Annotated in this window: 20 protein-coding genes and 2 pseudogenes; 9 read left to right on the top strand and 13 right to left on the bottom strand. The window is 68.2% G+C overall.

What is annotated here, in order from left to right:
* Positions 1 to 16: 16 nt before the first annotated feature.
* The gene (gene ctaD / locus OG555_RS37135; RefSeq protein ID WP_329484922.1) at positions 17 to 1,711 is read left to right on the top strand and encodes an aa3-type cytochrome oxidase subunit I; all 1,695 of its coding nucleotides are present in this window, start codon (positions 17 to 19) and stop codon (positions 1,709 to 1,711) included.
* A 404-nt stretch (positions 1,712 to 2,115) separates the two neighbouring features.
* On the opposite strand, the gene OG555_RS37130 is transcribed toward ctaD, so the two are convergent.
* From OG555_RS37130 to OG555_RS37120, 3 genes are all read right to left on the bottom strand, one after another.
* Positions 2,116 to 2,667, bottom strand: a complete 552-nt coding sequence (locus OG555_RS37130) for a GH32 C-terminal domain-containing protein (RefSeq protein ID WP_329477824.1) — start codon at positions 2,665 to 2,667, stop codon at positions 2,116 to 2,118.
* A 240-nt stretch (positions 2,668 to 2,907) separates the two neighbouring features.
* On the bottom strand, positions 2,908 to 3,900 hold the full coding sequence (locus tag OG555_RS37125; protein WP_329477822.1) for a hypothetical protein: 993 nt from the start codon (positions 3,898 to 3,900) through the stop codon (positions 2,908 to 2,910).
* Positions 3,897 to 8,624, bottom strand: a complete 4,728-nt coding sequence (locus OG555_RS37120; protein ID WP_329477820.1) for an ATP-binding cassette domain-containing protein — start codon at positions 8,622 to 8,624, stop codon at positions 3,897 to 3,899. Before OG555_RS37120 ends, OG555_RS37125 begins: the two co-directional genes overlap by 4 nt.
* A 133-nt stretch (positions 8,625 to 8,757) precedes the next feature.
* Between OG555_RS37120 and OG555_RS37115 the strand changes: the two genes are divergently transcribed.
* The 5 genes and pseudogenes from OG555_RS37115 to OG555_RS37105 all read left to right on the top strand — a co-directional run bounded on the left by OG555_RS37115 (position 8,758) and on the right by OG555_RS37105 (position 11,663).
* Entirely contained in the window at positions 8,758 to 9,222 is a 465-nt protein-coding gene (locus tag OG555_RS37115; RefSeq protein WP_329477818.1) for a hypothetical protein, read from the top strand.
* 100 nt (positions 9,223 to 9,322) lie between these two features.
* Positions 9,323 to 9,538: pseudogene (locus OG555_RS43025) on the top strand (VOC family protein); the annotation flags it as partial.
* Positions 9,450 to 9,707 carry a VOC family protein gene (locus OG555_RS37110; protein ID WP_329477816.1) on the top strand — a complete coding sequence of 86 codons (258 nt, stop codon included), beginning with the start codon at positions 9,450 to 9,452 and terminating at the stop codon, positions 9,705 to 9,707. The pseudogene OG555_RS43025 and the gene OG555_RS37110, both read left to right, overlap by 89 nt.
* A gap of 299 nt (positions 9,708 to 10,006) precedes the next feature.
* Positions 10,007 to 10,600, top strand: a complete 594-nt coding sequence (locus tag OG555_RS43020; RefSeq protein ID WP_442914462.1) for a GNAT family N-acetyltransferase — start codon at positions 10,007 to 10,009, stop codon at positions 10,598 to 10,600.
* A 367-nt stretch (positions 10,601 to 10,967) separates the two neighbouring features.
* On the top strand, positions 10,968 to 11,663 hold the full coding sequence (locus OG555_RS37105) for a phosphatase PAP2 family protein (protein WP_329477813.1): 696 nt from the start codon (positions 10,968 to 10,970) through the stop codon (positions 11,661 to 11,663).
* On the opposite strand, the gene OG555_RS37100 is transcribed toward OG555_RS37105, so the two are convergent.
* The 6 genes from OG555_RS37100 to OG555_RS37075 all read right to left on the bottom strand — a co-directional run bounded on the left by OG555_RS37100 (position 11,588) and on the right by OG555_RS37075 (position 14,830).
* Complete coding sequence (locus OG555_RS37100; protein ID WP_329477810.1) at positions 11,588 to 11,998, bottom strand: hypothetical protein; 411 nt, start codon at positions 11,996 to 11,998, stop codon at positions 11,588 to 11,590. The genes OG555_RS37105 and OG555_RS37100 overlap by 76 nt on opposite strands.
* Entirely contained in the window at positions 11,998 to 12,522 is a 525-nt protein-coding gene (locus tag OG555_RS37095) for a DUF2231 domain-containing protein (protein WP_329477808.1), read from the bottom strand. Before OG555_RS37095 ends, OG555_RS37100 begins: the two co-directional genes overlap by 1 nt.
* Before the next feature lie 457 nt (positions 12,523 to 12,979).
* Positions 12,980 to 13,261: a hypothetical protein gene (locus OG555_RS37090; RefSeq protein WP_329477806.1), complete on the bottom strand. Its 282-nt coding sequence runs from the start codon at positions 13,259 to 13,261 to the stop codon at positions 12,980 to 12,982.
* A 68-nt stretch (positions 13,262 to 13,329) separates the two neighbouring features.
* On the bottom strand, positions 13,330 to 13,605 hold the full coding sequence (locus tag OG555_RS37085) for a hypothetical protein (RefSeq protein WP_329477804.1): 276 nt from the start codon (positions 13,603 to 13,605) through the stop codon (positions 13,330 to 13,332).
* A gap of 5 nt (positions 13,606 to 13,610) precedes the next feature.
* Positions 13,611 to 14,240: a DedA family protein gene (locus tag OG555_RS37080; RefSeq protein ID WP_329477802.1), complete on the bottom strand. Its 630-nt coding sequence runs from the start codon at positions 14,238 to 14,240 to the stop codon at positions 13,611 to 13,613.
* Positions 14,237 to 14,830, bottom strand: a complete 594-nt coding sequence (locus tag OG555_RS37075) for a phosphatase PAP2 family protein (protein ID WP_329477800.1) — start codon at positions 14,828 to 14,830, stop codon at positions 14,237 to 14,239. The genes OG555_RS37080 and OG555_RS37075 overlap by 4 nt, the downstream gene beginning before the upstream one ends.
* Before the next feature lie 79 nt (positions 14,831 to 14,909).
* Between OG555_RS37075 and OG555_RS37070 the strand changes: the two genes are divergently transcribed.
* Together OG555_RS37070 and OG555_RS37065 are read left to right on the top strand one after the other, a co-directional pair.
* On the top strand, positions 14,910 to 15,290 hold the full coding sequence (locus tag OG555_RS37070; RefSeq protein WP_329477798.1) for a BlaI/MecI/CopY family transcriptional regulator: 381 nt from the start codon (positions 14,910 to 14,912) through the stop codon (positions 15,288 to 15,290).
* Positions 15,287 to 16,222, top strand: coding sequence for a M56 family metallopeptidase (locus OG555_RS37065; protein WP_329477796.1), 936 nt, complete (start codon positions 15,287 to 15,289; stop codon positions 16,220 to 16,222). The genes OG555_RS37070 and OG555_RS37065 overlap by 4 nt, the downstream gene beginning before the upstream one ends.
* 72 nt (positions 16,223 to 16,294) lie before the next feature.
* Here OG555_RS37065 and OG555_RS37060 read toward each other — a convergent pair whose 3' ends face one another.
* From OG555_RS37060 to OG555_RS37045, 4 genes are all read right to left on the bottom strand, one after another.
* Entirely contained in the window at positions 16,295 to 17,494 is a 1,200-nt protein-coding gene (locus OG555_RS37060; protein WP_329477794.1) for an MFS transporter, read from the bottom strand.
* A complete protein-coding gene (locus OG555_RS37055; RefSeq protein WP_329477792.1) occupies positions 17,491 to 18,018 on the bottom strand; it encodes a Chromate resistance protein ChrB in 528 nt (175 codons plus the stop codon). The genes OG555_RS37060 and OG555_RS37055 overlap by 4 nt, the downstream gene beginning before the upstream one ends.
* Positions 18,019 to 18,180: 162 nt before the next feature.
* Positions 18,181 to 18,462, bottom strand: a complete 282-nt coding sequence (locus OG555_RS37050; RefSeq protein ID WP_329477789.1) for a hypothetical protein — start codon at positions 18,460 to 18,462, stop codon at positions 18,181 to 18,183.
* A gap of 78 nt (positions 18,463 to 18,540) precedes the next feature.
* Positions 18,541 to 20,205, bottom strand: coding sequence for an eCIS core domain-containing protein (locus tag OG555_RS37045; protein WP_329477787.1), 1,665 nt, complete (start codon positions 20,203 to 20,205; stop codon positions 18,541 to 18,543).
* A 263-nt stretch (positions 20,206 to 20,468) separates the two neighbouring features.
* On the opposite strand from OG555_RS37045, the pseudogene OG555_RS37040 reads away from it, so the two are divergent.
* A pseudogene (locus OG555_RS37040) lies at positions 20,469 to 20,828 on the top strand (hypothetical protein); the annotation flags it as partial.
* Between the last annotated feature and the right edge of the window lie 361 nt (positions 20,829 to 21,189).

The raw sequence follows: 21,189 nt of genomic DNA, 5'->3' as shown, positions 1-21,189 counted from the left end.
GACGACCAGGGTCGGACTGGGCGAACCCGCGGCAGGACGTCGCCGTCCGCTGGGCCGTGCGGTGGTGCGGGTACTTACCACTACCGACCACAAGCTGATCGGCCACATGTACCTGATCACCTCGTTCGCGTTCTTCCTGATCGGTGGCATGATGGCGCTGGTCATCCGGGCCGAACTGGCCAAGCCGGGCCTGCAGATCGTGAACGAAGAGGTCTACAACCAGCTCTTCACCATGCACGGCACGATCATGCTGCTGCTGTTCGCGACCCCGCTCTTCGTCGGCTTCGCCAATGTCATCATGCCGGTCCAGATCGGCGCCCCCGACGTCGCGTTCCCCCGGCTGAACATGTTCAGCTATTGGCTGTTCCTGTTCGGCGGGCTCATCGCATTCAGCGGATTCTTCACCCCTGGTGGCGCGGCGAGCTTCGGCTGGACCGGCTACGCTCCGTTGTCCAACGCGGTCCGCTCGCCGGGTATCGGCGGTGACCTGTGGATCATGGGCCTGTGGATGGCCGGTCTCGGCACCATCCTCGGTGCGGTCAACTTCGTCACCACGATCATCACGATGCGCGCCCCGGGGATGACGATGTTCCGGATGCCGATCTTCACCTGGAACATCCTGGTCACGTCGATCCTCGTCCTGATCGCGTTCCCGATCCTGGCCGGCGCGTTGCTGATGCTGGAAGCGGATCGAGCCTTGGGGGCTCACGTCTTCGACGCAGCGAACGGCGGCCCGATGCTGTGGCAACACCTGTTCTGGTTCTTCGGGCATCCCGAGGTCTACATCATCGCGCTGCCGTTCTTCGGCATCATCACCGAGATCCTGCCGGTGTTCAGCCGCAAGCCGGTCTTCGGCTACATCGGTCTGGTCGGCGCCACCCTGGCGATCGCTGCGTTGTCGATGACGGTGTGGGCGCACCACATGTTCGTTACCGGCGCGGTCAGCCTGCCGTTCTTCTCGTTCATGTCGTTCATGATCGCGGTGCCGACCGGGGTGAAGTTCTTCAACTGGATCGGCACGATGTGGGGCGGATCGGTGTCGTTCGACACGCCGATGCTGTGGTCGCTCGGGTTCCTGACTACCTTCTTGTTCGGTGGATTGACCGGCGTCATCTTGGCGTCGCCGACCTTGGACTTCCAGGTCACCGACACCTACTTCGTGGTCGCGCACTTCCACTACGTGGTGTTCGGCACCGTGGTGTTCGCGATGTTCGCCGGGTTCTACTTCTGGTGGCCGAAGTTCACCGGGCGGATGCTCGACGAACGCCTCGGCAAGCTGCACTTCTGGCTGCTGTTCATCGGCTTCCACACCACGTTCCTGGTGCAGCACTGGCTCGGTGTCGAGGGCATGCCGCGGCGCTACGCGTCGTACGGCGCGAACGAGGGCTTCACCACGCTGAACGAGGTGTCCAGCCTCGGCGCGTTCATCCTTGGTGCCTCAACGCTGCCCTTCCTCTACAACGTCTACAAGTCACGCAGGTCGCCGAAGGTCGGCGTCGACGACCCGTGGGGCTGGGGCCGGTCGCTGGAGTGGGCGACCAGCTGCCCACCACCGCGGCATAACTTTGTCGAACTGCCACGGATCCGGTCCGAAAGCCCGGCCTTCGACCGACACCACCCGGAGATTGCGCTGGCCGCCATCGACGGGGCCTCAGGCAACAACTTGCTGGATCCGGAGCAGGACGAGGCTGATGCCGATCCACACCCCTGATGATCACGGGCGGGCTGGGGCGGACGCAGCAGCGTCCGGCTCGGAGGCGAGCGTACGGCGGGCTGCCGTCGAGGCCGGCCAGGTGGCCCGTCGAGCAGGTGGAGGTCATGTCGCAGACGAAGTCGGTGCGCCGCTGTGCAAGGCGTGTAGCAGGGACTGATTCGGACCGTGTTCGAGGGCGTCAGATCTCCGTGAAAGTGTCGTCACCTGTGGGTTCGGCCGGAAGTTGTCAGCGAATTCCGGAGTCACCGAAGGGTTTGCGGTGGCAAGGTAGATGTGCGCGGTGAGGGAGTACCGCCGATGCCGGCTGGTCAGAAGACGTCGCTCAGCGGATGCTGAGGAGGACGTCGGCTGACGTGAAATGGCCGGATGCCACGCCGAGGATTGCGTGGCGTCATCTTGGGTCAGGGGGCGAGTGGCCAGTGATGCGCGTTGGGTGGGGCTTCGATCCTCCAGGGGGGTGGGGGCGGGTAGATCCGGGTGCTGAGTGCGCGGCCTGCGCTGGTGAAGACCTCGACCACTGAGCCGTCGATGAAGATCCGGGCTGCCGGGCGGCTCGAGGCCTGGTCGAAGGCGTGGGTTGCCTGCATTAGTCCGTCGTGGGCCTGTGGGTCGAGGCCGGCCTCGCTGCGGTTGATCGTGAGAGTGCCGGCTGCCGCGTCCAGTTCGACTTCGAGGCGTTCGTGGTCGTCGAAGTGAACGACGACCCGCCCCGTTCCTTCCGGCACCACGATCTCGCACCGCGGGCCTGTCGAGACGCCGTCGGCGGCTGATCCGGAGCCGGTGCGCAGGGTGTCGACGGTCGGGATTGGTGCGCTGCGGAGTGAAATGTCCTCGCCGAGCCAGACGACCCGGGGGAGTGAGATGACTCCGGCCCAGCCGTCGGTCCAGCCCGATTGGTCGCGTCCTTCGGTCAGCCATCCGAAGAGCAGCGGCCCGAATCGGCTGTCGCGCATGGCCGAGGCCGCGTAGAAGTTGGTGCCTGAACCGCCGGTACGGATTCCGCCAGATCTGTCCGGGGCCCGTCGAGCTTGCGCTGGCCCGGTCGGTCGACCAGATCCCCGGCCCGCACGCTCTGCCGGGTGGCTCACGCTACGAGGTGAAGTGGGACGGCTACCTTCACTGAACTCGTCAAGTGATCTAGTAGGCGAAGGCTGTTTGATCATGGCTTTACGCCTCGGCCTTTCGACATCGGGTCAGTATCGGTGAGAGCCGCGCATGTAGGGAGGAAAGGTGGCGGGTTCCTCGTTGCCGATCCAGTCGCCGTCCTCGAGTCGGCGACGGCTGGACTCAAGATCGAGGGACAACCAGCCCGCGAGCTGCGGGTGGGCGGGATGCTGCCACAAGCCATACGGTCCGCGCAGCGTTTCCAGGTAGTCGACCAGGTCATGGACCCGGCGATCCTGCGAGGACACCCCACAGCGAGACGCAAGGTCGAGCAGGAACGCGAGATCGAACGTCGCGTGGAACGTGACCTGCCCCATCGCCGGTTCGAGCCCGACCAGACGGGACACCTCCCGCCCAAGGGTCGACGCGTCCCGGGTCTCGCGGGCGAGTAAGTGGTCGACCCCGATCCGGGCCACGTCGGATCGTCGTCGCTCGGGGTGCATCGCCAGGCAGGCAACGGCGCCGGTCGTGGCGGATCGGCAACCCAGACCACGGGTCAGCCGGCGGTATTCCTTCTCGGGTGGGCCCGGCGCGCCCGGCCTGCCGAGGTCGGCCTTGGGCCCGGCCGGCCACGATCCGTCCTCGAGGCGGGCACCGACGAGCCATTCGTAGGCTCGTTCGGTACGAGGATCGGCCGCGAAGCCGGTCGCGGCGATCCCGCGCAACGGGACTGCGGTGTGCATGGTGATGAAGCGGGGGCCGTCGATCGGGCCAGGCCCGGAGGGCGGAATCGACCATGAGCCATCGGATTGCTGAGCGTCGAAGATCTTCTCAACCGCGGCAGCCGTCGCCGGGCCGCGGTAACCGAGGTAGGCCAGTTGGCAGAGCAGGAAGCCCGCGACGTACCAGTCATCGGCTGCGTCCAGCTGCGCGACGAGTGCAACGAGCGCTGGGCTCCGATCGATCTCTGTGCGCCATGCGATGACCTCGGCGTCCTCGTCGTTCGCGCCCTCCAGCTCGCGCGCGGCCCGCCACCGCAACGACGGGGACGGGTCTCCGAGCAGCAGCGTGCCGATGCTCATCGCAGCACCTCGCGAAGATGAGGCGCGGTGGAGGTATCCGCTTGGAGGAGACCGTCGGGTGGTCCCTCGAAGACGATTCGGCCGCCGTCCGGGCCCGCGCCCGGGCCGAGCTCGATGAGCCAGTCGCAGGCGGCGAGGAAGGCCGGATCATGCTCGACGACGAGCACACTGTTGCCAGCGGCAATGAGCTCGCCAAGCGTACGGACGAGCACTGCGACGTCGGTCGCGTGGAGGCCGACGGTCGGCTCGTCCAGCACGTAGAGGGCGGTGGACTTGGTCGGTCGGGCGAACTCCTTGGCGAGCTTGAGCCGCTGCGCCTCGCCGCCTGAGAGACTCCAGCCCGGCTGGCGTACGACGAGGTAGCCCAGCCCCAGTGCGATGGCGGCCCCGCCGACCCGGCGCACCGCGTCGATGTCGTCCCACTCGTCGACCAGCTCGGCGATGGTGAGGGCTTCGATATCGACAAGGCTTCGGCCCCGCAGGCGTAAGGTGGCGGCCTCATGGCGATACCCGGATCCACCGCAGGCGTCGCAGTCCTGAGGCACCGACGGCAGGAACGACATGTCCTGCTGCCACACCCCTTTACCCTTGCAGGCGTCGCAGCGATAGGTCAGGTCCTTCACCGTGAGGCCCTGCTCGATGGCCGCCTCGCTCGCAGCGAACTCCTTCCGGGCGGCGCCGATGAGCCCGAGAAACATCCCCGGTGAGGTGATCTCCGCACGGGACTGATCGGCCACGACCGTGCGTCCGGGAGCACCGGAGATGGCGTCGTGTTCGCCGGGCCGGACGCGGACGACGCCCCGGCCGGGAATGTTGGTTTTCGGTCGGGTCAGGCCCAGCGCGATGGTGTCGGCCACGAGCGAGGACTTACCCGACCCGGACACCCCGCAGACGCCGACCAGCACGCCGAGAGGTACGCGGACGTCGAGTCCATCGAGGTTGTTCTCCCGCGCTCCCGTGATCTGCATCCAACCTGTCGGCTCCCGGCGGCCGCGATCGGTCGCCGGACCATCTCCGTTCAGAACCGCCCGAGTTACCGACTGCGGGCTGTCCAGACTGACCACGCGGCCGCCCAATCGACCGGGACCGGGGCCGATCTCGATCACGTCGTCGGCCGCGCGGATGAGGATCGGGTCGTGCTCGACGGCAATGACGGTGTTCCCGATGGCCCGCAACTCGGTCAGCGCCCGGGCCAGCGCGACCACCTCCGAGGGATGCAGCCCCCGGGAGGGTTCGTCAAGAAGTACGGTCATGCCGACCAGTCCCGCGCCGAGCACGGACGCCAGCTTGATGCGTTGCGCTTCGCCGGCCGACAGGGTCCAGGTCGTCCGGTTCAGCTGGAGGTAGCCCAGCCCGACGGCACGCAGGAAGGCGAGCCGACGCAACGCGATGGTCCGCGCCTCTGCCGCCTGCGGATCCTCGGGTGCGTCGATCGACGTCAGGACGGCCTCCAGATCGGCGAGCGAGGTCGAAAAGAGCTCATCCCGCCCGCGTCCCTGCAGGCGGATCGCCAAGTACGGCGTACGCAGCCGCCGGCCTTCGCACTCCCGGCACGGGAACACGGTCGAGTCCTTGCCCCCGACGTCGTTCGCGGCCCACGCGTTCAACCCGCGCCAGAGCGCGTCGCCGTACAGCACGGCGTGTTGGGCCTTGTCACTCAACGCCTTCCAGGGGGTGCGGTCCACGTCGAACCGGTAGCGCTCGGCCAGCGATCGCATGGGCGGCTCCTCACCGACGGTGGTGCCGAACCAGGCCAGACTGCCGCCGAAGACGCCGCCGAAGATGGGCACGTCCAGGTCCACGATCAGTTTGGGGAAGTCGAACTCGTGCTCGACTCCGAGGCCCAGGCACTGCGGACAGGTCGACACCGGTGACCCGACCAGATGACGCGGCTCGATCGGCATTGCGCCGGCGCCGCAGTCGGCGCAGATCCAGGCTGCTTCCGGCTTCGGGGACGTCCGGCGTACCGTGTCCGCGCCGCAGGCCAGGCAGCGGCGGACGCCGGCTCGCGCGATGATCACGGCGAGCAGACGATCGAGGTCGCTGGACCGGCCAACGGTCACCCGGTCCCAGACGTGGGAGCCCGGCCCATGCGCGTCGAGGACCCGGAGGGATGGATCGATGCTCATCGTCGGGCCCAGACCGGTCAGCGAATCGATCGGAGCCTCCGGTCCCTCGCGGACCGACTGCCGCTCGTAGACCGACAGGCACTCGAGCAGCCGCCTGGTCGCCTCGGACTCGATGACGTCGTGGACCAACGACGACTTGCCCGAACCCGATACGCCCGTCACGACGGTGAACCGACCCTTGGCGAAGTCGACGTCGACGCCCTGCAGATTGTGGGCACGGGCGCCGCGTACGCGGACGGAATCGCTTGACCGTCGGTCGGTGCGCGGCTTGGCGCGAGGCTGCACCCGCGCCTGCTTTTCGGCCACGGGCGGCCCGCAGTGCCTCAGACGCCCGCCATCGGGACCTCCGCCCGGGCCTAGGTCGATCCGCCAGTCAGCGGCGGCGATCACGTCAGGCTGGTGCTCGACGACTACGACCGTACAGCCGCTTTCCGTCAGCCGATCGAGCACCGCGAGCAGCCGGTCGAGGTCGCCAGGGTGCAGACCTGTCGTGGGCTCGTCGAGCAGCACCAGGTCGCCGGACCGCGCCTTGGCCACCTCGCGCGCCAGCCGTACGCGTTGGGCCTCCCCACCGGACAGGCTCGGAGACGGTTGACCGAGCGTCAGATAGCCGAGCCCGACCTCCTGCAGGGATTGCAGGATGCGGGAAATTGCCGAGTGCTCGGCGAACACCGCACTGGCCTCGTCAACGCTCAGCTCCAGCACATCGGCGATCGACCGACCCGACCAGGTCGCTTCGAGGACCTCGGGTCGGTAGCGTTGGCCGCCGCAGGTCTCGCACGGAACCCAGATCGGCGACAGGTAGCTGATGTCGATCGCCACCGAACCCATCCCCTCGCAGTCCGGACAGGCGCCCTCCGCCCGGTTGAACGTGAACTCCGATGCGGAGCGTCCGGTCTCGTTCGCGAAGACGTCACGGATCCGGTCGAGCAGCTTGGTGTACGTCGCCGGGTTCGACCGCGGGTTGTTGCCCAACGGCGACTGGTCCACCGCACGAGCCCGCATCGCCGGGGCCTCGAACGTCGCGCACCCGGCCGGCCCGCGTTCGCGCAAGGAGGTCAAGAGCACCTCGTGGCTCAGGGTCGTCTTGCCTGCCCCCGACGGCCCGGTGATCACGGTCAACGACCCGAGCGGAATCTCGCAGTCGACCTTGCGGAGGTTGCGCGTGCTCGCCCCGGTGATGCGGATCCGGTCGTCGGACACCGCGCGACGCGGCCGATGCCGGCGAGCGCCGGCGGAGAAGCTGATGCCCGACGCCGTGCGTGCTCGCCACAAGTCTGCAGGCGGGCCTTGAAACACCAGTCGCCCTCCGGCGTCTCCACCGCCGGGGCCGATCTCCACGACGTCGTCGGCGAGGGCGACCGCGAGCGGGTCGTGCTCGACCATCAGCACCGGACCGGGCAGGTCAGCGATGGCATCGAGCAGTCGTCTGCGATCGCTGTGATGCAATCCGATGGTCGGCTCGTCAAGCACATGCAGCAGGTCCTCAAGACGCCCCGAGAGCACGACCGCGAGCCGCGTACGTTGCGCCTCACCGCGCGACAGTGTCGGCATCGACCGGTCGAGGGCGAGGTAGCCAAGACCCAGCTCCTGCAGCGGCCGCAGGCGTCGCAGCAACTCGTCCTGGATGCGTCGAGCGCGCGACCCGAGCGGGAGCCGCTGCACGAATTCGAGGACCTCGCTCACCGACCGACCGACCAGGTCCTGGAGCGTCAGGCCGGCGATGCGATGCGACGGGCTGTCGTTGTCACCGCGGAAGGCCGACGGCGCGAGCGGTCGGACCCACGCACCACATTGCGGGCAGACCGGCGCCCGCAGCACCGGTGTACCACCGAGCAGCCCCTCGGGCCTGCCCAAGGCGTCAGCCCGCTCCAGAGCGGCTCGTACGTCGGCTGCCTTCAGGTCCGGTCGAAGCGTGTCCACTCGAACGACGACGTCATGCGGCAGCGCCGGGTCAAGGCGGGGCACACGACTCGTCGGCCTAGCGGCCCACCGACGGCCGTCGACAACCACTTGGGCGAACTGTCCGCGGAGGCCGGCGAGCAGGCGCGCATGACTTCCCGTCAGGCCGCGTACGATCGCGACATCCACGTCGAGCCCGTCCGTCCCGGCGAGCAACTCCAGTGCTACCGCGAGACGCTCCTCGGCAGACAGCGCCCGCACCGGCACGCGACAGGTGGGACATTCGACTTCGGCGAACCGTGAGTACAGGATCCGCAGGAACGGATGCAGCCCGACCGATGTCGCCACGGTCGAGGCCGGGTTCCGGTTCAGGACATTCTGAGCAACCGCCACCGCCGGCCCGAGACCCTCAACACGCCGGACTTGCGCAGCGGGAACCCGCGCCCCGTTGCCGCCGAGCGCCAACGACTCCACGAACCGGCGCCGCGCCTCGGCATAAACCACGTCGAAGGCCAACGACGACTTACCCGAACCCGACACTCCAACCACAGCGGTCAGCCCCGGTCCGAACGACACATCGACATCGCGCAGGTTGTGCTCAGCCGCGCCGTGTACGTCGACGAGTCGCTCAGTCCGGCGCGTCAGGCGACGACCACGCCCAGACGCACCGTCCGCAGCGATTCGGCGATCCACCCCGCCATCCTCGCAGCTCCGTACTGCCGGAAACGAGACATACGACCCTATGCCCTCCGCCGGCAATACCCCGCCAGTGTCACCAAGATCAGCTCGTCAGTCAGTCCAGCAACAGCTCCGAGCCCACTGCGCGTTGCTGTTCCTCCGCCTCGTCGCGGCGCTGCCGCAGGTGGCGAAGCGATTCCTCGAGGGCGGCGACCTCGCCGAGCCAGGCCAGGTGCTTGGCCTCGATCAGGGGGCTTCGGCGTTGCTGGTCATCTCCTCGATCCGGGGCAGCTGGACGGGTCGACGCGCAGGAACCGGCATCGGGTGCATCCGCTGCCCGATGCTTCGCATCAACCCCGCAATGCTGCCGAGACTGGCCGAACTCGAAACAGACCTCGAGACACGCCGAGACCGAGCATCAGCCGAGGGCTGGCTAGGAGAGATCGAGGGCATCGACCTCACCTTGCGGCTGCTCCGCGACAAGCAAGCCACCGCCGAACGCATCAGCACAGACAGCGCCACAGGCGGTGTGATCGACCTCGGCATGCCTAGCATCGCGGCAAGGCCCACGCCGATGGGATCGTCCAGTCAGCCCGCCGTTTCGCCGGCTTAGTGCTCAGCCTCAGGTTCAGCTCGGGCCGAGATTCAACCAGTAGGGTCACGCGTAACAGCGCTGACCAGCCCGGGTCAGCATCGACCCCGTGGAGCTCCAGATGGACGTGAAACACCGGATGATCGTGTTCGACGCCGCGGACATTGACGCCGAGAGCGCCTTCTGGGCCGGGCTGCTTGGCGGAACGGTGGTTGAAGACGGCACACGCTGGCGCAACATCTGGGTCGATGGCGAGTGGCAACTCGGCGTCCAACTGGTTCCAGACCACGTCCAGCCAGAGTGGCCTGACGGCACGCCACAGCAAGTCCACTTCGACTTCTACGTTGTCGGCACTGAAGGGCTCGATGCCGCCCAACGACGAGGTCATCGGGCTGGGAGGCCGGCTGTTGAAAGCTGCCGACGATCGCACGGCCGCGCGAGGGGTTCAGACCTATGCCGACCCTGCAGGCCATCCCTTCTGCGTCTGCTGGCTGCCCGCCGACTGACGCTGGGAGGACTCCGATGCCCGTCCACCGTGAGGACACCACGCGACACGCACCCGAGGTTGATGTTCACGTGGTCACCCCCGACCGCTGGAACGACCTAGTCCGACTGTTCGAGCGCAAGGGCCCACGCGGCGGCGTTCCGATTCCGGGCCACTGCTGGTGCATGCTCTGGCGAGACGAGCAGGGGCCGACCGACCGCCGCAAGGCGGCGCTGAAGGCCACCGTCGATCAAGGCCGATATCCAGGGCTTGTCGCCTACATGGACGGCCGTCCGGTTGGCTGGGTCGCCGTCGCGCCGCGTGAGGACCACAGCCGGCTTGAACGGTCTCCGGCAGTACGGCCCAACTCCTGGCGACCATGATGTGTTCGCCGTCACCTGCTTCTACGTCGATCGCGAAGCCCGGGGAACCGGAGTCGCCAGCGCGTTGCTCGACGCAGCGATCGACCACGCACGACAGCAGGGCGCCGTCGCTCTCGACGCGTTCCCGAAGACGAACCTCGCACCGCATGCGCAGGCCAGCCGCAGGGCCGAGGAGAACGACAGTTGGATGGGACGCCGCGCCTCATATGAGGCTCGCGGATTCGTCACGATCGCTGGTTCCCGTCGTGGAAGAAACCGGCGCTGTGCTGTCGCTGTTGGTTTGGCTGATGTTCGGGGTGGCTGCGGTGGTGCCAGCTCTGGAAAGCCTGACCTGGCAGACGGTAGCCTATGCGGTGCTCAGCCTGACAGTGATCCGGATGGTGCCGGTGGCGGTCGCACTGGCCGGGGCACATCTTGGCCGGCTCGCGGTGCTGTTCGTGGGCTGGTTCGGCCAACGCGGTCTGGCGTCGGTCGCCTTCGGGCTGCTCGCCCTCGAAGACCTGGCCGAGTCCGCAGCGAGACCGGCCATTAGCGCCATCACCTTCACCATCTGCCCAGCGTCGTCGCCCATGGGCTCAGCGCGGACCCGATGGCCAAGCGATACGGCCCGGGCTCACCCCGCCACTAGGGTCCGTCGGCCCGGCCGGGTTGGCGGAGGTTCCCGAACGACGCCTCATCCGCCGCACGCCAGCCGCCAGCCGCGCCGCAGAATAGCGCTGAGCATCATTGCTCCACCCGTGGCCGGCGAGCGAGCGAGGCCGAGGTCACGGCATCGGCCCAGCCCGGCAGAAGCCTCGGCCGGGTACTGCTGCTCTGCGCGGCTGCGGTGGTGCTGGTGTGGGTCATGATCGATGTGATGACCGGTGGTCGGCTGGGCCGCTGGGATCGTGACGTGATCGGTGTCGCCCGTCCGATCGGCGGCCGAGCCGGTGGGCTGGCGGCTCGTGGTCGAGCTCGGCGGGGCCGGATTCCTGTGTCTGGTGCTGAACGCAGCGGCGCTGACCCATCTCGTGCGCCGCCGCACGGTCTGCCCGATCCTGACCGCCGGCGGGTGGATTCTCGCCATCAAGGCGGTGATCTGGGCGTCGAAGATCGTCGTCGGGCGTACCCCGCCGCGCAGCCGACTCGAATTCGTCTTCCACGACGGCATGTCGTACGCCTCCGGTCACGCCGCGGACGCCGGAGCTCTCCTGCTCCTCGCGGCCGCCCTGGCCACCACACGTGGCAGCCGCGGAGACCGGCTGACCCGCTGGGGCGTGCCCGTGATCGCGGTCGGTGTGGCGATCGCCACCGTGCAGCTGCACTACCACAGGCCCAGCGACGCCATCGCAGGCTGGGCCCTCGGGGTCGCCGCCGGCGCCCTCGCCCGCCAGTCCATCCGCCGAGGAGCCTGGCCTACAGCCGGGACCGGGGACGAGACTGTGGCCATGGGCAACTTGTCGCCCGAACTCACGGGACCGCTCCAGCTAGGGCTCGCCAAGGCAGTCGAGCAACCGCCCGGGTCGCACGGGCATGCCGGTCAGCTCTCCCCGACACCGAGCGCGGTGAGCAGCACAAGCACGATGGTTGTCGCCGCGAACACCCCATGGGTGTAGACGACCGGCTTGGGCAGGCTGGACTCGACCGTGCCGGAGGTCGGCCCGCGGCGCCAGCGCAGGAACAATAGATCGCCCAGGACGGCGATGGCGATCAGGAACACGAACGCCACCCAGGTCAACGCCTCGGTGTCGGTGATCGTGTAGATGATCCAGAGGATCAGGCCTGTGGCCGCGAGCGCGAAGTGGCCGAAGATCAGGCCGGGCGGGAATCGGCTGGTGCGCTCGGTGCCGCCTCGGGCAGCTTGGACGCCGCCCTTGGATATCCACCGGTAAAGCATGCTGAATCCGATTCCTGCTGTGACCAGCCAGGTCACCAAAGCGGCAATGGCCATCAGGTCTCCTCCTTTTCGGTGGCTGGTGAATCCTGATATCCCTCGAGCTGAGTCGTCTCGTCAGCGACCCGGACGCCGTACCGGTAAGCAAGCTTGCCGCCGAGGTAGCCCGACACCGCTAGCGCAGCAAGGCTGACCAGCGACAGCGCGATCAGTCCCCAACCGACCCGAGGCGCATGATCGTCTGGGAGCAGGAAGTTGACGACGTACGCCGCAGTGACGCCGAGATTCAGCGAAAGGTGCACGACCGCTCTCCGGAACGCCGGCGTACCCGCCGGAATCGCCAGGAAATCGAGGAACCCGAACACCGCGGCGGCCAGCGCGCCGAGCACCCCCAGCGCGATCAGCCAGCGCGAGCCTCTGGCCAGGAACTCGCCGTCGCCGACGACCCGGGAACCTAGGTCGAACACCACAGTCGCGATCCACGACCCGATCGGCACAGCCACGATTGCCGGGTGCAACGGGTGCCCGTACGGCCCGGCAAGCGCCGTCACGGGAGTCTTGGCCTGCCGCATCGGATCCATCCCACACCCCCATCGACCTCAGTCAGTAATCGCTCTTCTCCATCAGGCACCGAACGCTCGACGGACAAGATCTCGAGCCATCGCGCACCCCAACGACACATACGGCCGGCGACGTCGAACGGTTCAGGAAATGCCCAGGGTCTGACCGAGTTTCTGCGGATGCCCCCAAGAGCCCACTGCAGTGGTGTCAGCACCGGCGAGGTGGCAGACACCGCGCGGATCAGCGTGCCGTGCCCGCAGCTGCAGGAAACCATCGAAATCGAGCTTCGCGACCTACGCCCGATCGGCGCCAGCCTGACGTGTCCGGCCTCGCGGTGGCCGATCGGACCCGCGAAACCAGGCTCCTGTCCGACCTGACCATCGGTCATTGCCTCGGTTACGGACTTGCCAGTCGCTGGGCATATTAGGCAAGGCAATCAGCTGGGCGGTCAACGCGGCGGACAGTTGGCTCTCGGCCTCAGCGCGCCTCTGCGCTTCCCTCAACTTGCCAATGCTGGCCTGGTAGGTCGGCCGACTCGGCCGCCTGCTCAGTGGGGCACGTGTCTGCGCTACCAGGTTGCCGGGTGGTCGCGGCTGACTTGTCGGCCTGCGGCGGCTGGATCGAGGATGCCGACGGGCGGTGGTTGGTTGGGGTGCTGTCGCGGGGCTGGTCGAGGCGGATCAGGATGACGAGCAGGATGATGGTTTCCACGAAGAAGCCGGCCATCAGTTCGAAGATGATGTCGAACTCGTCGGGCATGTCCGCCTCCGAACGTACCCCGATCGGGGTAGCACGGTTGGTTAGTGGGGCCGGCTGTGGATGATCTGCTAGCCGCTTGCACCGACGAATGCGAGGCTGTCGATGGTGAGGGTGATGTCGCCGGCTCCGGTGCGGATCTGGTGGTTGTCCTGGAGGCAGTCGGCGAGGTGGGTGAGAGTCTGGGTTCGGCTGTCGCCGGGTCGTTCGGCGTGGATCGTGCAGGTCGCGACGTTGTGGCTGGTCGCGTGGATCTGGCCTCGGTGCGCGGTGACTGCTGGGATGGTCTTGGCGACCAAGATGCCGAGGGCAACTGCTGTTAGTACGGCTGCAAGGCCGGTAGGCACGGAGGTCACGGTCGGCGGCTTGATTGGTCTGTTCGGCGGGTGGAGCGTCGGCGGATCCGCCAGATGACGACAGCGGCGACGGCGGCTGCGAGGACGATCAGGGCGGTCGCGCGCCCGAAGGTCTTTTCGATGGTGGTGTAGGAGTTGCCGGCGAGGTAGCCGAGCAGCACGGCGGAGGTGCCCCAGATGAATCCACCGGCGGCGTTGTAGGCGAGGAATTTCGGGTAGCGCATGCCTGCGGTGCCGGCGAGGGCGGGCATGGTGGCGCGGAGGAACGCGACGAACCGGGCGAGGAAGACTGCGGCGCCGCCACGGCGTGCGAGTTGCTCACGCGCGGCGTCGATCCGCTCGCTGCGTCTCGCCAGGACTCGGGTGAGCAGGATCCGCGGGCCGAGATGGCGGCCGACTTCGTAGCCGACGGTGTCGCCGAGGATCGCGGCACCGACCACCACGGCCAGCATCACCGGCAGGGATGCGTGGCCGCGGCTGGCGGCGACGCCGCCGAGCACGGCCGCGGTTTCGCCGGGGAGGACGAACCCGACGAACAGTGCGTCTTCGGCGAACACGAGCAGACCGACCAGGCCGTACACGGCCAGGCCGTGCAGGCCGAGGAGCCAGTCGGTCAGCCGGGTCATGACAGTTGGGTGTGGCCTGCAGTCACGAGGACGGGACGCAGCCGGGTGCCCGCCAGGGCCGCAAGCAGGAAAGTCAGCGGCCGGCGGACGAGCAGCCAGGTGAGGACGGCGACGACCCCGCCCAGCAGGAGTCCGGCGGCGACGTCGGCCGGGTAGTGGGCGGCGATATAGACGCGGGTGAAGGCCATCAGGACCGCGGCGACCACGGCGATCACGCCGAGGCGCCGGGACACGATCAGCAGACCGATAGCCACGGCGCCGGCCATGGTGGCGTGATCGGAGGGGAACGACGCGTCGGGGCTGCGGTTGGCCAGCACGAGGATGTTCGTCAGCGTCGTGTAGGGCCGGGCTTCGTGGACCGCGTGCACGATCGGCTGATTGACGGCGAGCGCGAGCAGCGTGGCACCGCCGGCCGTGATGGCCGCGGCGACCCGCGACACCTCGCCGCTGCGCCGGGCGATCCACCATCCGGCCAGCAGCAGACCCGCGAACAGGGCGACGCCGTATCCGGCGTAGGCCCGGGCCGCACCGTGCAGCCACGGTGTCGCCTTCGCGAAGGCGTTGATCTGCTCGAACAACCACTGGTTCATGCCCGCATCCCGTCTACTACAATCAAGGTAGTAGCCAATGTTACTACGATCTTTGTAGTAGTCGTGAGGGTGGTGGCTGGTGGCTTCACGGAGTCAGAACCGTGGTCGTGGTGATCTGGAGCAGCAGGTTTTCGCGGCCCTGGTGGCCGGTGGCGGCCCGATGACGACCGGTGCTGTCCGCGATGCCATCGGCGGCGGCCTGGCGTACACGACGGTGATGACGGTGCTGGCCCGGATGCAGGCCAAGGGGCTGGCGACCAGGGACCGGGTCGGGCGTTCGTATGCCTATACGGCTGTGGTCGACGACGCCGCCGTCACCGCGCATCAGATCCACCGGCTGCTGGACGCACGGGGGGACCGGGCCGCAGTCCTCACCCGGTTCGCCAGCGGCCTGTCGCCGGAGGAATCGCGGCTTCTCGTCGACCTGCTCGGCGCTGATCCAGAGGCTGAACGGCCATGACCGCGGCCGCTGTGATCGGCATCGTCGCGATCGTGGTCTACGCGCTTGCCGCTCCGGCAGTCTCCCGGCGGCTGCCGCCGGCGGCAGCGACCCGGCTGCTCGTCCCCGCGGGCCTGCTCGCTGCTGCCAGTGGGGTGTTCATTCTCGGTGTGCTGGCGTTCACCTGGATCGGCCAGTTCCCGTTGGTCGCCGCGCAGGGCGCGTGGTCGCCGGCCGCGCTGCGCAGCGACAGTCCCGTTCCTGCCGGGCCGGCCATCGTCAGCAGCGCCCTGGTCGGCCTGGCGGCGCTCTCACTCATGCTGACCTCTGCCCGCCGGGTGTGGGCGCTGCTGGTCGTGCACCGTAGCTGCCGGGACCTGAGGGTGGTCGGTGGCTTGGTGGTGCTGGACGACGAGCGGCCGGAGGCGTTCACCACTGCCCAGCCCGCGGGCCGCATCATCGTCACCACCGGCCTGTTGCGCACGCTGGCCCCGCAGGAGCGGCGGGTGCTGCTGGCGCACGAGACCTCACATCTGACCCACCACCACGCCTGGTGGACCCTGGCCGCTGACCTGGCCGCGGCGGCGAATCCGCTGCTGCGCCCCGCCGCGCGGGCAGTGGCGACGGCGGTCGAACGGTGGGCCGACGAGGACGCGGCCTGCCATGTCGGCGACCGGCGCCTGGTCGCCGCAACCCTGGTCCACGTGGCGCAACTGCAGAGCCGCTTCGCCGGGTCCACGATGACGGCGGCCGCTGGGTCGGCCGCGACCGGTGGGGACGTGGTTGCCCGGGTTCAGGCGCTCCTGGCACCGGCGCCGCCACGGCGGCCGCTGGTGGTCACCGCCGTGGTCGCTGGGCTGCTGATCGGGATCTTGCCGGCGGCCGCGGTGCAGCACACCGGAGAAGGCCTGTTCGAGCACGCGGCGCAGCCGAACGTCATTCGCCACGCCTGAAGGCGGGAGCGATGACGATCGCCCTGCCCACCGGCGCGATGACGGACGTGACGACTAACGCCCGGCCGCCCGTCACGCGCGGCTGCGGTGACGGCGCCGACGGGACGCTCCGATCACCGCGGCGGCGGGTCCGGCGGCTAGCAGGATCGCCAGCGCGGCATAGCCATAGGTCAGCGCCGTGGCGGTGGCGATGCCCGCAACAAGCAGGGGGCCGCCGGCATCGCCCAGTTCGCGGCCGAGTTCCGCGGTCCCCATCGTCTGACCGAGCCGGGCCTGAGGGGTCGAGGCCGCGAGGGCAGCGAAGCCCAGCGGTGTGATCAGGCCGGTGCCGGCGCCGATCAACACCGCGGCCAGCAGTACACCGGCAAGGCCGGGCAGCGCCGCACAACCCAGGCCGGCCGCCGCAAGTGCCAGCCCGATGCCGATCCCGGACCGCGCGCTGAGGCGCCCGGCGTCCAGGGCCCGGCCGGCACGGGGCTGAACCAGCGCCGCAGTGGCGGCCAGCACCGACACCGCCGCACCGGTCGCGATCGTCCCCAGACCCGCCGCCGCACCAGTCACTGGCAGGAAACCGACACCCACCGACAGGGCCGCGGTCGCACCGGCCAGCGCGGCGGTCGGCCGCAGAAACACCGGATCGGTCACCCGGCGGGCCAGATCCAGCACCGTCTGGCGTGCCCGCGGCAGCGGCGGCACGGCTGGAACCGCGACCAGCGCCCAGGCAGCGACCAGCAGGCCGAGGACCGTCATCACCGCGAACAGCAGCCGGAACCCGGCGAACCACACCAGGGCACCGCCGAGCAGCGGGCCGAGGGTGTAGCCGATGCTCTTGTAGAAGCCGTAACTGCCGAACGCGCGGCCGTGCTTGGCGGCCGGGTTCAGCCTCGCGACCAGCGCCGACGCCGCGGGCGAGAACGCCGACGCCGCGGCGCCCTGGCCAAGCCGCGCGGCCCACAACCACCCCGGGCTGTCCGCGATCACATACAGCGCAGACGCCAACGCGAAGCCGACCAACCCGGACAAGAGCACCGGGCGGGCGCCGATCCGGTCAGCGATGGTGCCGAACACCGGCTTCAGCAGCACCTCGGCGCCGTCGTACAGGGCCAGCAACGCACCCAGGGTCAGCAGCGACTTGACCGCGTCGTCGGAGAACCCACCGAGGTTCGCCGCGACCGCGTGCGCACCGAAAGCCGTCGTGAATCCGGCCGCATACAGCGGCCACATCCACCGGCCCGATGCTGCGACCGCGATCGACGTCGCCGGGCTGGTCATCGCTCGTCGCCCACCGTCTCGTGCAGGGCGCGGAAGACACGCTCGGCATAGTCCTCACAAACTGCTACGCACTCTTTCAAGCGTGCCGAGGCGTGGCTGCCCTCCGGCGTGCCGAATACGTCGCGGACGGTCAGGTCGCGATGCCAACGCCGCAGCCGCTCCAGGCTCTGCTCCTCCTCCTCGAGCTCGGCCAGCGTGAACTTCTCGATGCGGATCTCCTTGGCCACCTCGGCCTCGAACTTCCCGCAGTCGGCCACGAACTCGGCCCAATCAGCCTGCCGGGCCGCGTTGAACAGCGACTCGAGACGAGCCGCATCGGCAGGGCCGCGCCCCGCCGCCTCCAGAACCGTCGCCTCGCCGTCGGCACGCCCGACCAACACGGCCGCGCGCTCCACACCCGCAGCGAAGGCCGGCAGATCCGGGACAGCCCAGACGCCCTGGCCCAGCGACAGGGCCCCCGCCTTGCGCAGTTCCCGCCACACCCCGACCCGATGGCGCGACGGTTCCGCGGTGATCCGGACCACCAACACCAGCCAACGACAGCCGCCCGCACCTGTCACACATGAGAATGTAGCACGCGTTACATCAGGCGGGTGGGCGGTCGGGGTGTGAAGCCCGCGGCACAGAATCGAGACGCGCCGGTTCTGACGCCTGACCATCGGGGCCGGTCAATGATCGAGGGGAGCTCACTCTCGGCCTCTGTCAGTCGTTGCCGCAGGCGCTTCAGCGATTCCTCCTGCCGCGACCTCACCGAGCCGCGCCTGGTTCTGGGCCTCGGCCAGGCGTGCCTCGGCGTTGCAGGTCATCTCCTCGATGCGGGGCAGCTGAGTGGAATCGACGCGAAGGAACTGGCACCGGTCACCGCTTACATCGACGAGGCCCGACAGTGGTTCGAGGAGCCACACCCGGGCCGGGAACATCTCGCCGTAGAACGACGGCCAGACCGCGGCCGTGGCGCCGTAGACCATGCCGAAGGTGACGATCCCGAACAGGGATTATCAAGTCAGGATCCGACAACGAACACCCGTAGGTGAGCGACCTCCATATCAGTCAGGCACAGCGACCGTAAGGTGCCTGATGGCCTCGTAGCGCGCGCTCGTGAGGACTTTCTTAGTCACGAGTTCGTCCGTGGAGGCGTATGGACGGTTCGCGACTATCGCGTCGGCGTCATCGCGATCGACGCCCAGTCTGATGTGCATTATCGCACCGGAATCGCTGTTGATGTTGACCATCGACCTGAAGAATGACGGAATCCTCTGCTCCAGCCGATAGATGCGCTGGCGGTTCTCAAAGGCACCCATTTGGCGCAATGCAGAGATCATCGCGACGACGTCTTCGTCCCACGCAGCACGACCGGTGCGATAAGCCTCGTCGCTTTCGTGGACAGCGCGGATATGTGCCGCGAGCCAGCGTTCGGCGGCCCGAGTGGCCGCTGCGGGGCCGGGGGAGCCGATTCCCGCGGACGCGAGGATCGCCTTGACATTGGGGGGCACGTCGTCAACCGTCGGCCAAGGCTTGTCCGGGTCCATCCGAGCAAACGCGAATTCGTCGATCGCCCTGTTCATGAGAGCCGGATTCGCCTTTCGGAACTCTGGGCCGGCCTCGAGCAGTTTCGTGATTGCGCGTTCCTCGGCAAGCCCCACCGAATCGAGGAACTGCTCGATATTTCCTGTCTCATTGGGCTTAAGATGCTCGAGCGCGAACTCTAGGGCTGCTTCGCTCTTCTCTTTGATCGTCTCTGGAAGCTTCAGCATGGCCTGCGCGGTCGCGGTGATCGCTTCCTCGGCGGCACCCTCGGCGATCGCCTCCTCCGGGAAGATGAGGTTGATCGCACGCTTGAACACCCATTTGCATACCGCCTCGGCGACGCTGTGCTCCGCGAGAGCCCTCGCCGCTTTGTACGCGCGATACCACGATCGGAACTCAAGATAGGCAAGTCGGTGCGATTGAGTGATCGTCGTCTCGAGGTAGCGGTCGATGTAGTCGGCGACGGCCCTTTCCGCTTCACCGCGCTGAAGTCGTGCGACGCTCACGCCTTCGGGTGTGGCTTCGATCGTCAGTCCCCTTTGAGTGCCGCTCCTCGGGGCGCGCCGGAGGATCGGTGACGGCCCGCCGCCGCTCGAACGCCTCTGCAACGCCGTCGATGTCGATCGTGACATTATCCGATTGGATACTGATTCGGCCTGCTGCTCGGCCGGGTCGTTTACGGCGCCGATTTCGAGCCGCTGAGCGGTCGGCGCAGGCTGGATACCTTGTTGCACGACATGCGCGATCTCGTGCGCTAGCAGGCGTTTCCCCTCGTCGGTGGCGACTTGCTCGCCGTGAGCGAGGACGATATCCGTGCCGAGTGTGAATGCTTTCGCGTCGAATGCGCGGGCGAGCTTGTCGGCTGCTACGCCATGGTGGAGACGGACCCGGTCGAGCTTGGCTGCTGTCGCTGCCTCCAGCTTCCTGAGCTCCTCGGACTCGAGCGGCCGACCAGGACCAAGGTGGCTTGTGACGTCGCCCACGGTCGGCTCCTTCTTTCCTGGAGCGGCCCGCGAGAGCATCGCCACGACGGCGTGGTTGCCGACGGTTCGCTGGAGACTGAGGAGCGGATTCGTCGCTGCGGGGGAAGCCGCCGCGGACGCCTGGATTCGTGCGGGCGCGATGGCCCAGGCCACGTTCGTCAATTCGTGACCAGTCGTATCCCAGGAGCTGGTGCGCATCATTCTGCCTATCTTCGGCAAGACGACGACGGCTTGGCCGACGGCCTGTCAATGGCCATTCTCGAACCGGTGCCTCGACATTTCAAGGGCACCTGCTGCCGTATCGCCTTGTCCGAGTCTCAGCGTGACTTCCGGTGGCGTCCGCCTCTCGTTGCGGATGCTCGGTGAGCGAGGCCCGCAGGCGCCCCGGACCCGTCAGCCAGCGACACATCCTGTGCTGGGTCTGCGAGCGCTGGACTTGCTCAACCACAGACGCCTGCCGCGAAATGGTCGCTTGGGCAGTTTCACAGTGGCTCGCGACCCGAAGACCGCACCTACGATCGCCTCCGCGGCCAGCACGACCGCGGAGGCGATCGCGGCCGACTCACGCTGAGGTGTACGTTGGCCGGGGCGCTCCCAGACGCATGATCCGCTCCGGGGCGGTCGGGCAGCCGGGCCGCGCAACGCGACGTTGTCCGGTCGCTGCTCCATACCTCGGCTCTCCCATGCGCCGTCGCCGTACACTGGCTGCTCATGGCGCTCGCCTGGAGCGCCCGTCGGCCCGCCTGATCCAGCTCGGTTCCTCCGCAGAATACGGCGGCGCCCCGCACGAAACGCGGATGGACGAGCGCACCGAAGCCACACCAACCAGTGCCTACGGATATACCCAGCTCGCCGCATCAGAGCTTGTACTCCGTGCCATTCGACGTGTGCTGGGCTCTCGCGATCGACATCGTGGTATTGGCAGGCACCGCGGTGTCGATCTCGCGGGAACTGCCGCTTGCCCAGCACTGACGCTGCGCTGCAGCGTCAGTGCTGCGGTGACTGCTCGGTTTCCGACCTGCGCTTGCTGGCGCATGATTTCGTCGTGCCCTACCTGGGCAGGTGGAGAAGGGGAGGCGACCGCTTGCGAAGTCGCCCGCTCTGGCACCCGCAGTCGCTGGTACAACCCGACCTCCGCCGAGCACCCGCAGTTCCATGGCACGCGCCAGACCTGGGAGTGCCCGC

The sequence above is a fragment of the Kribbella sp. NBC_01484 genome, from assembly GCF_036227145.1.
Taxonomy (GTDB): domain Bacteria; phylum Actinomycetota; class Actinomycetes; order Propionibacteriales; family Kribbellaceae; genus Kribbella.
Note: the sequence above shows the minus strand (reverse complement) of the source record. Positions and strands in the feature narration are given on the sequence as shown.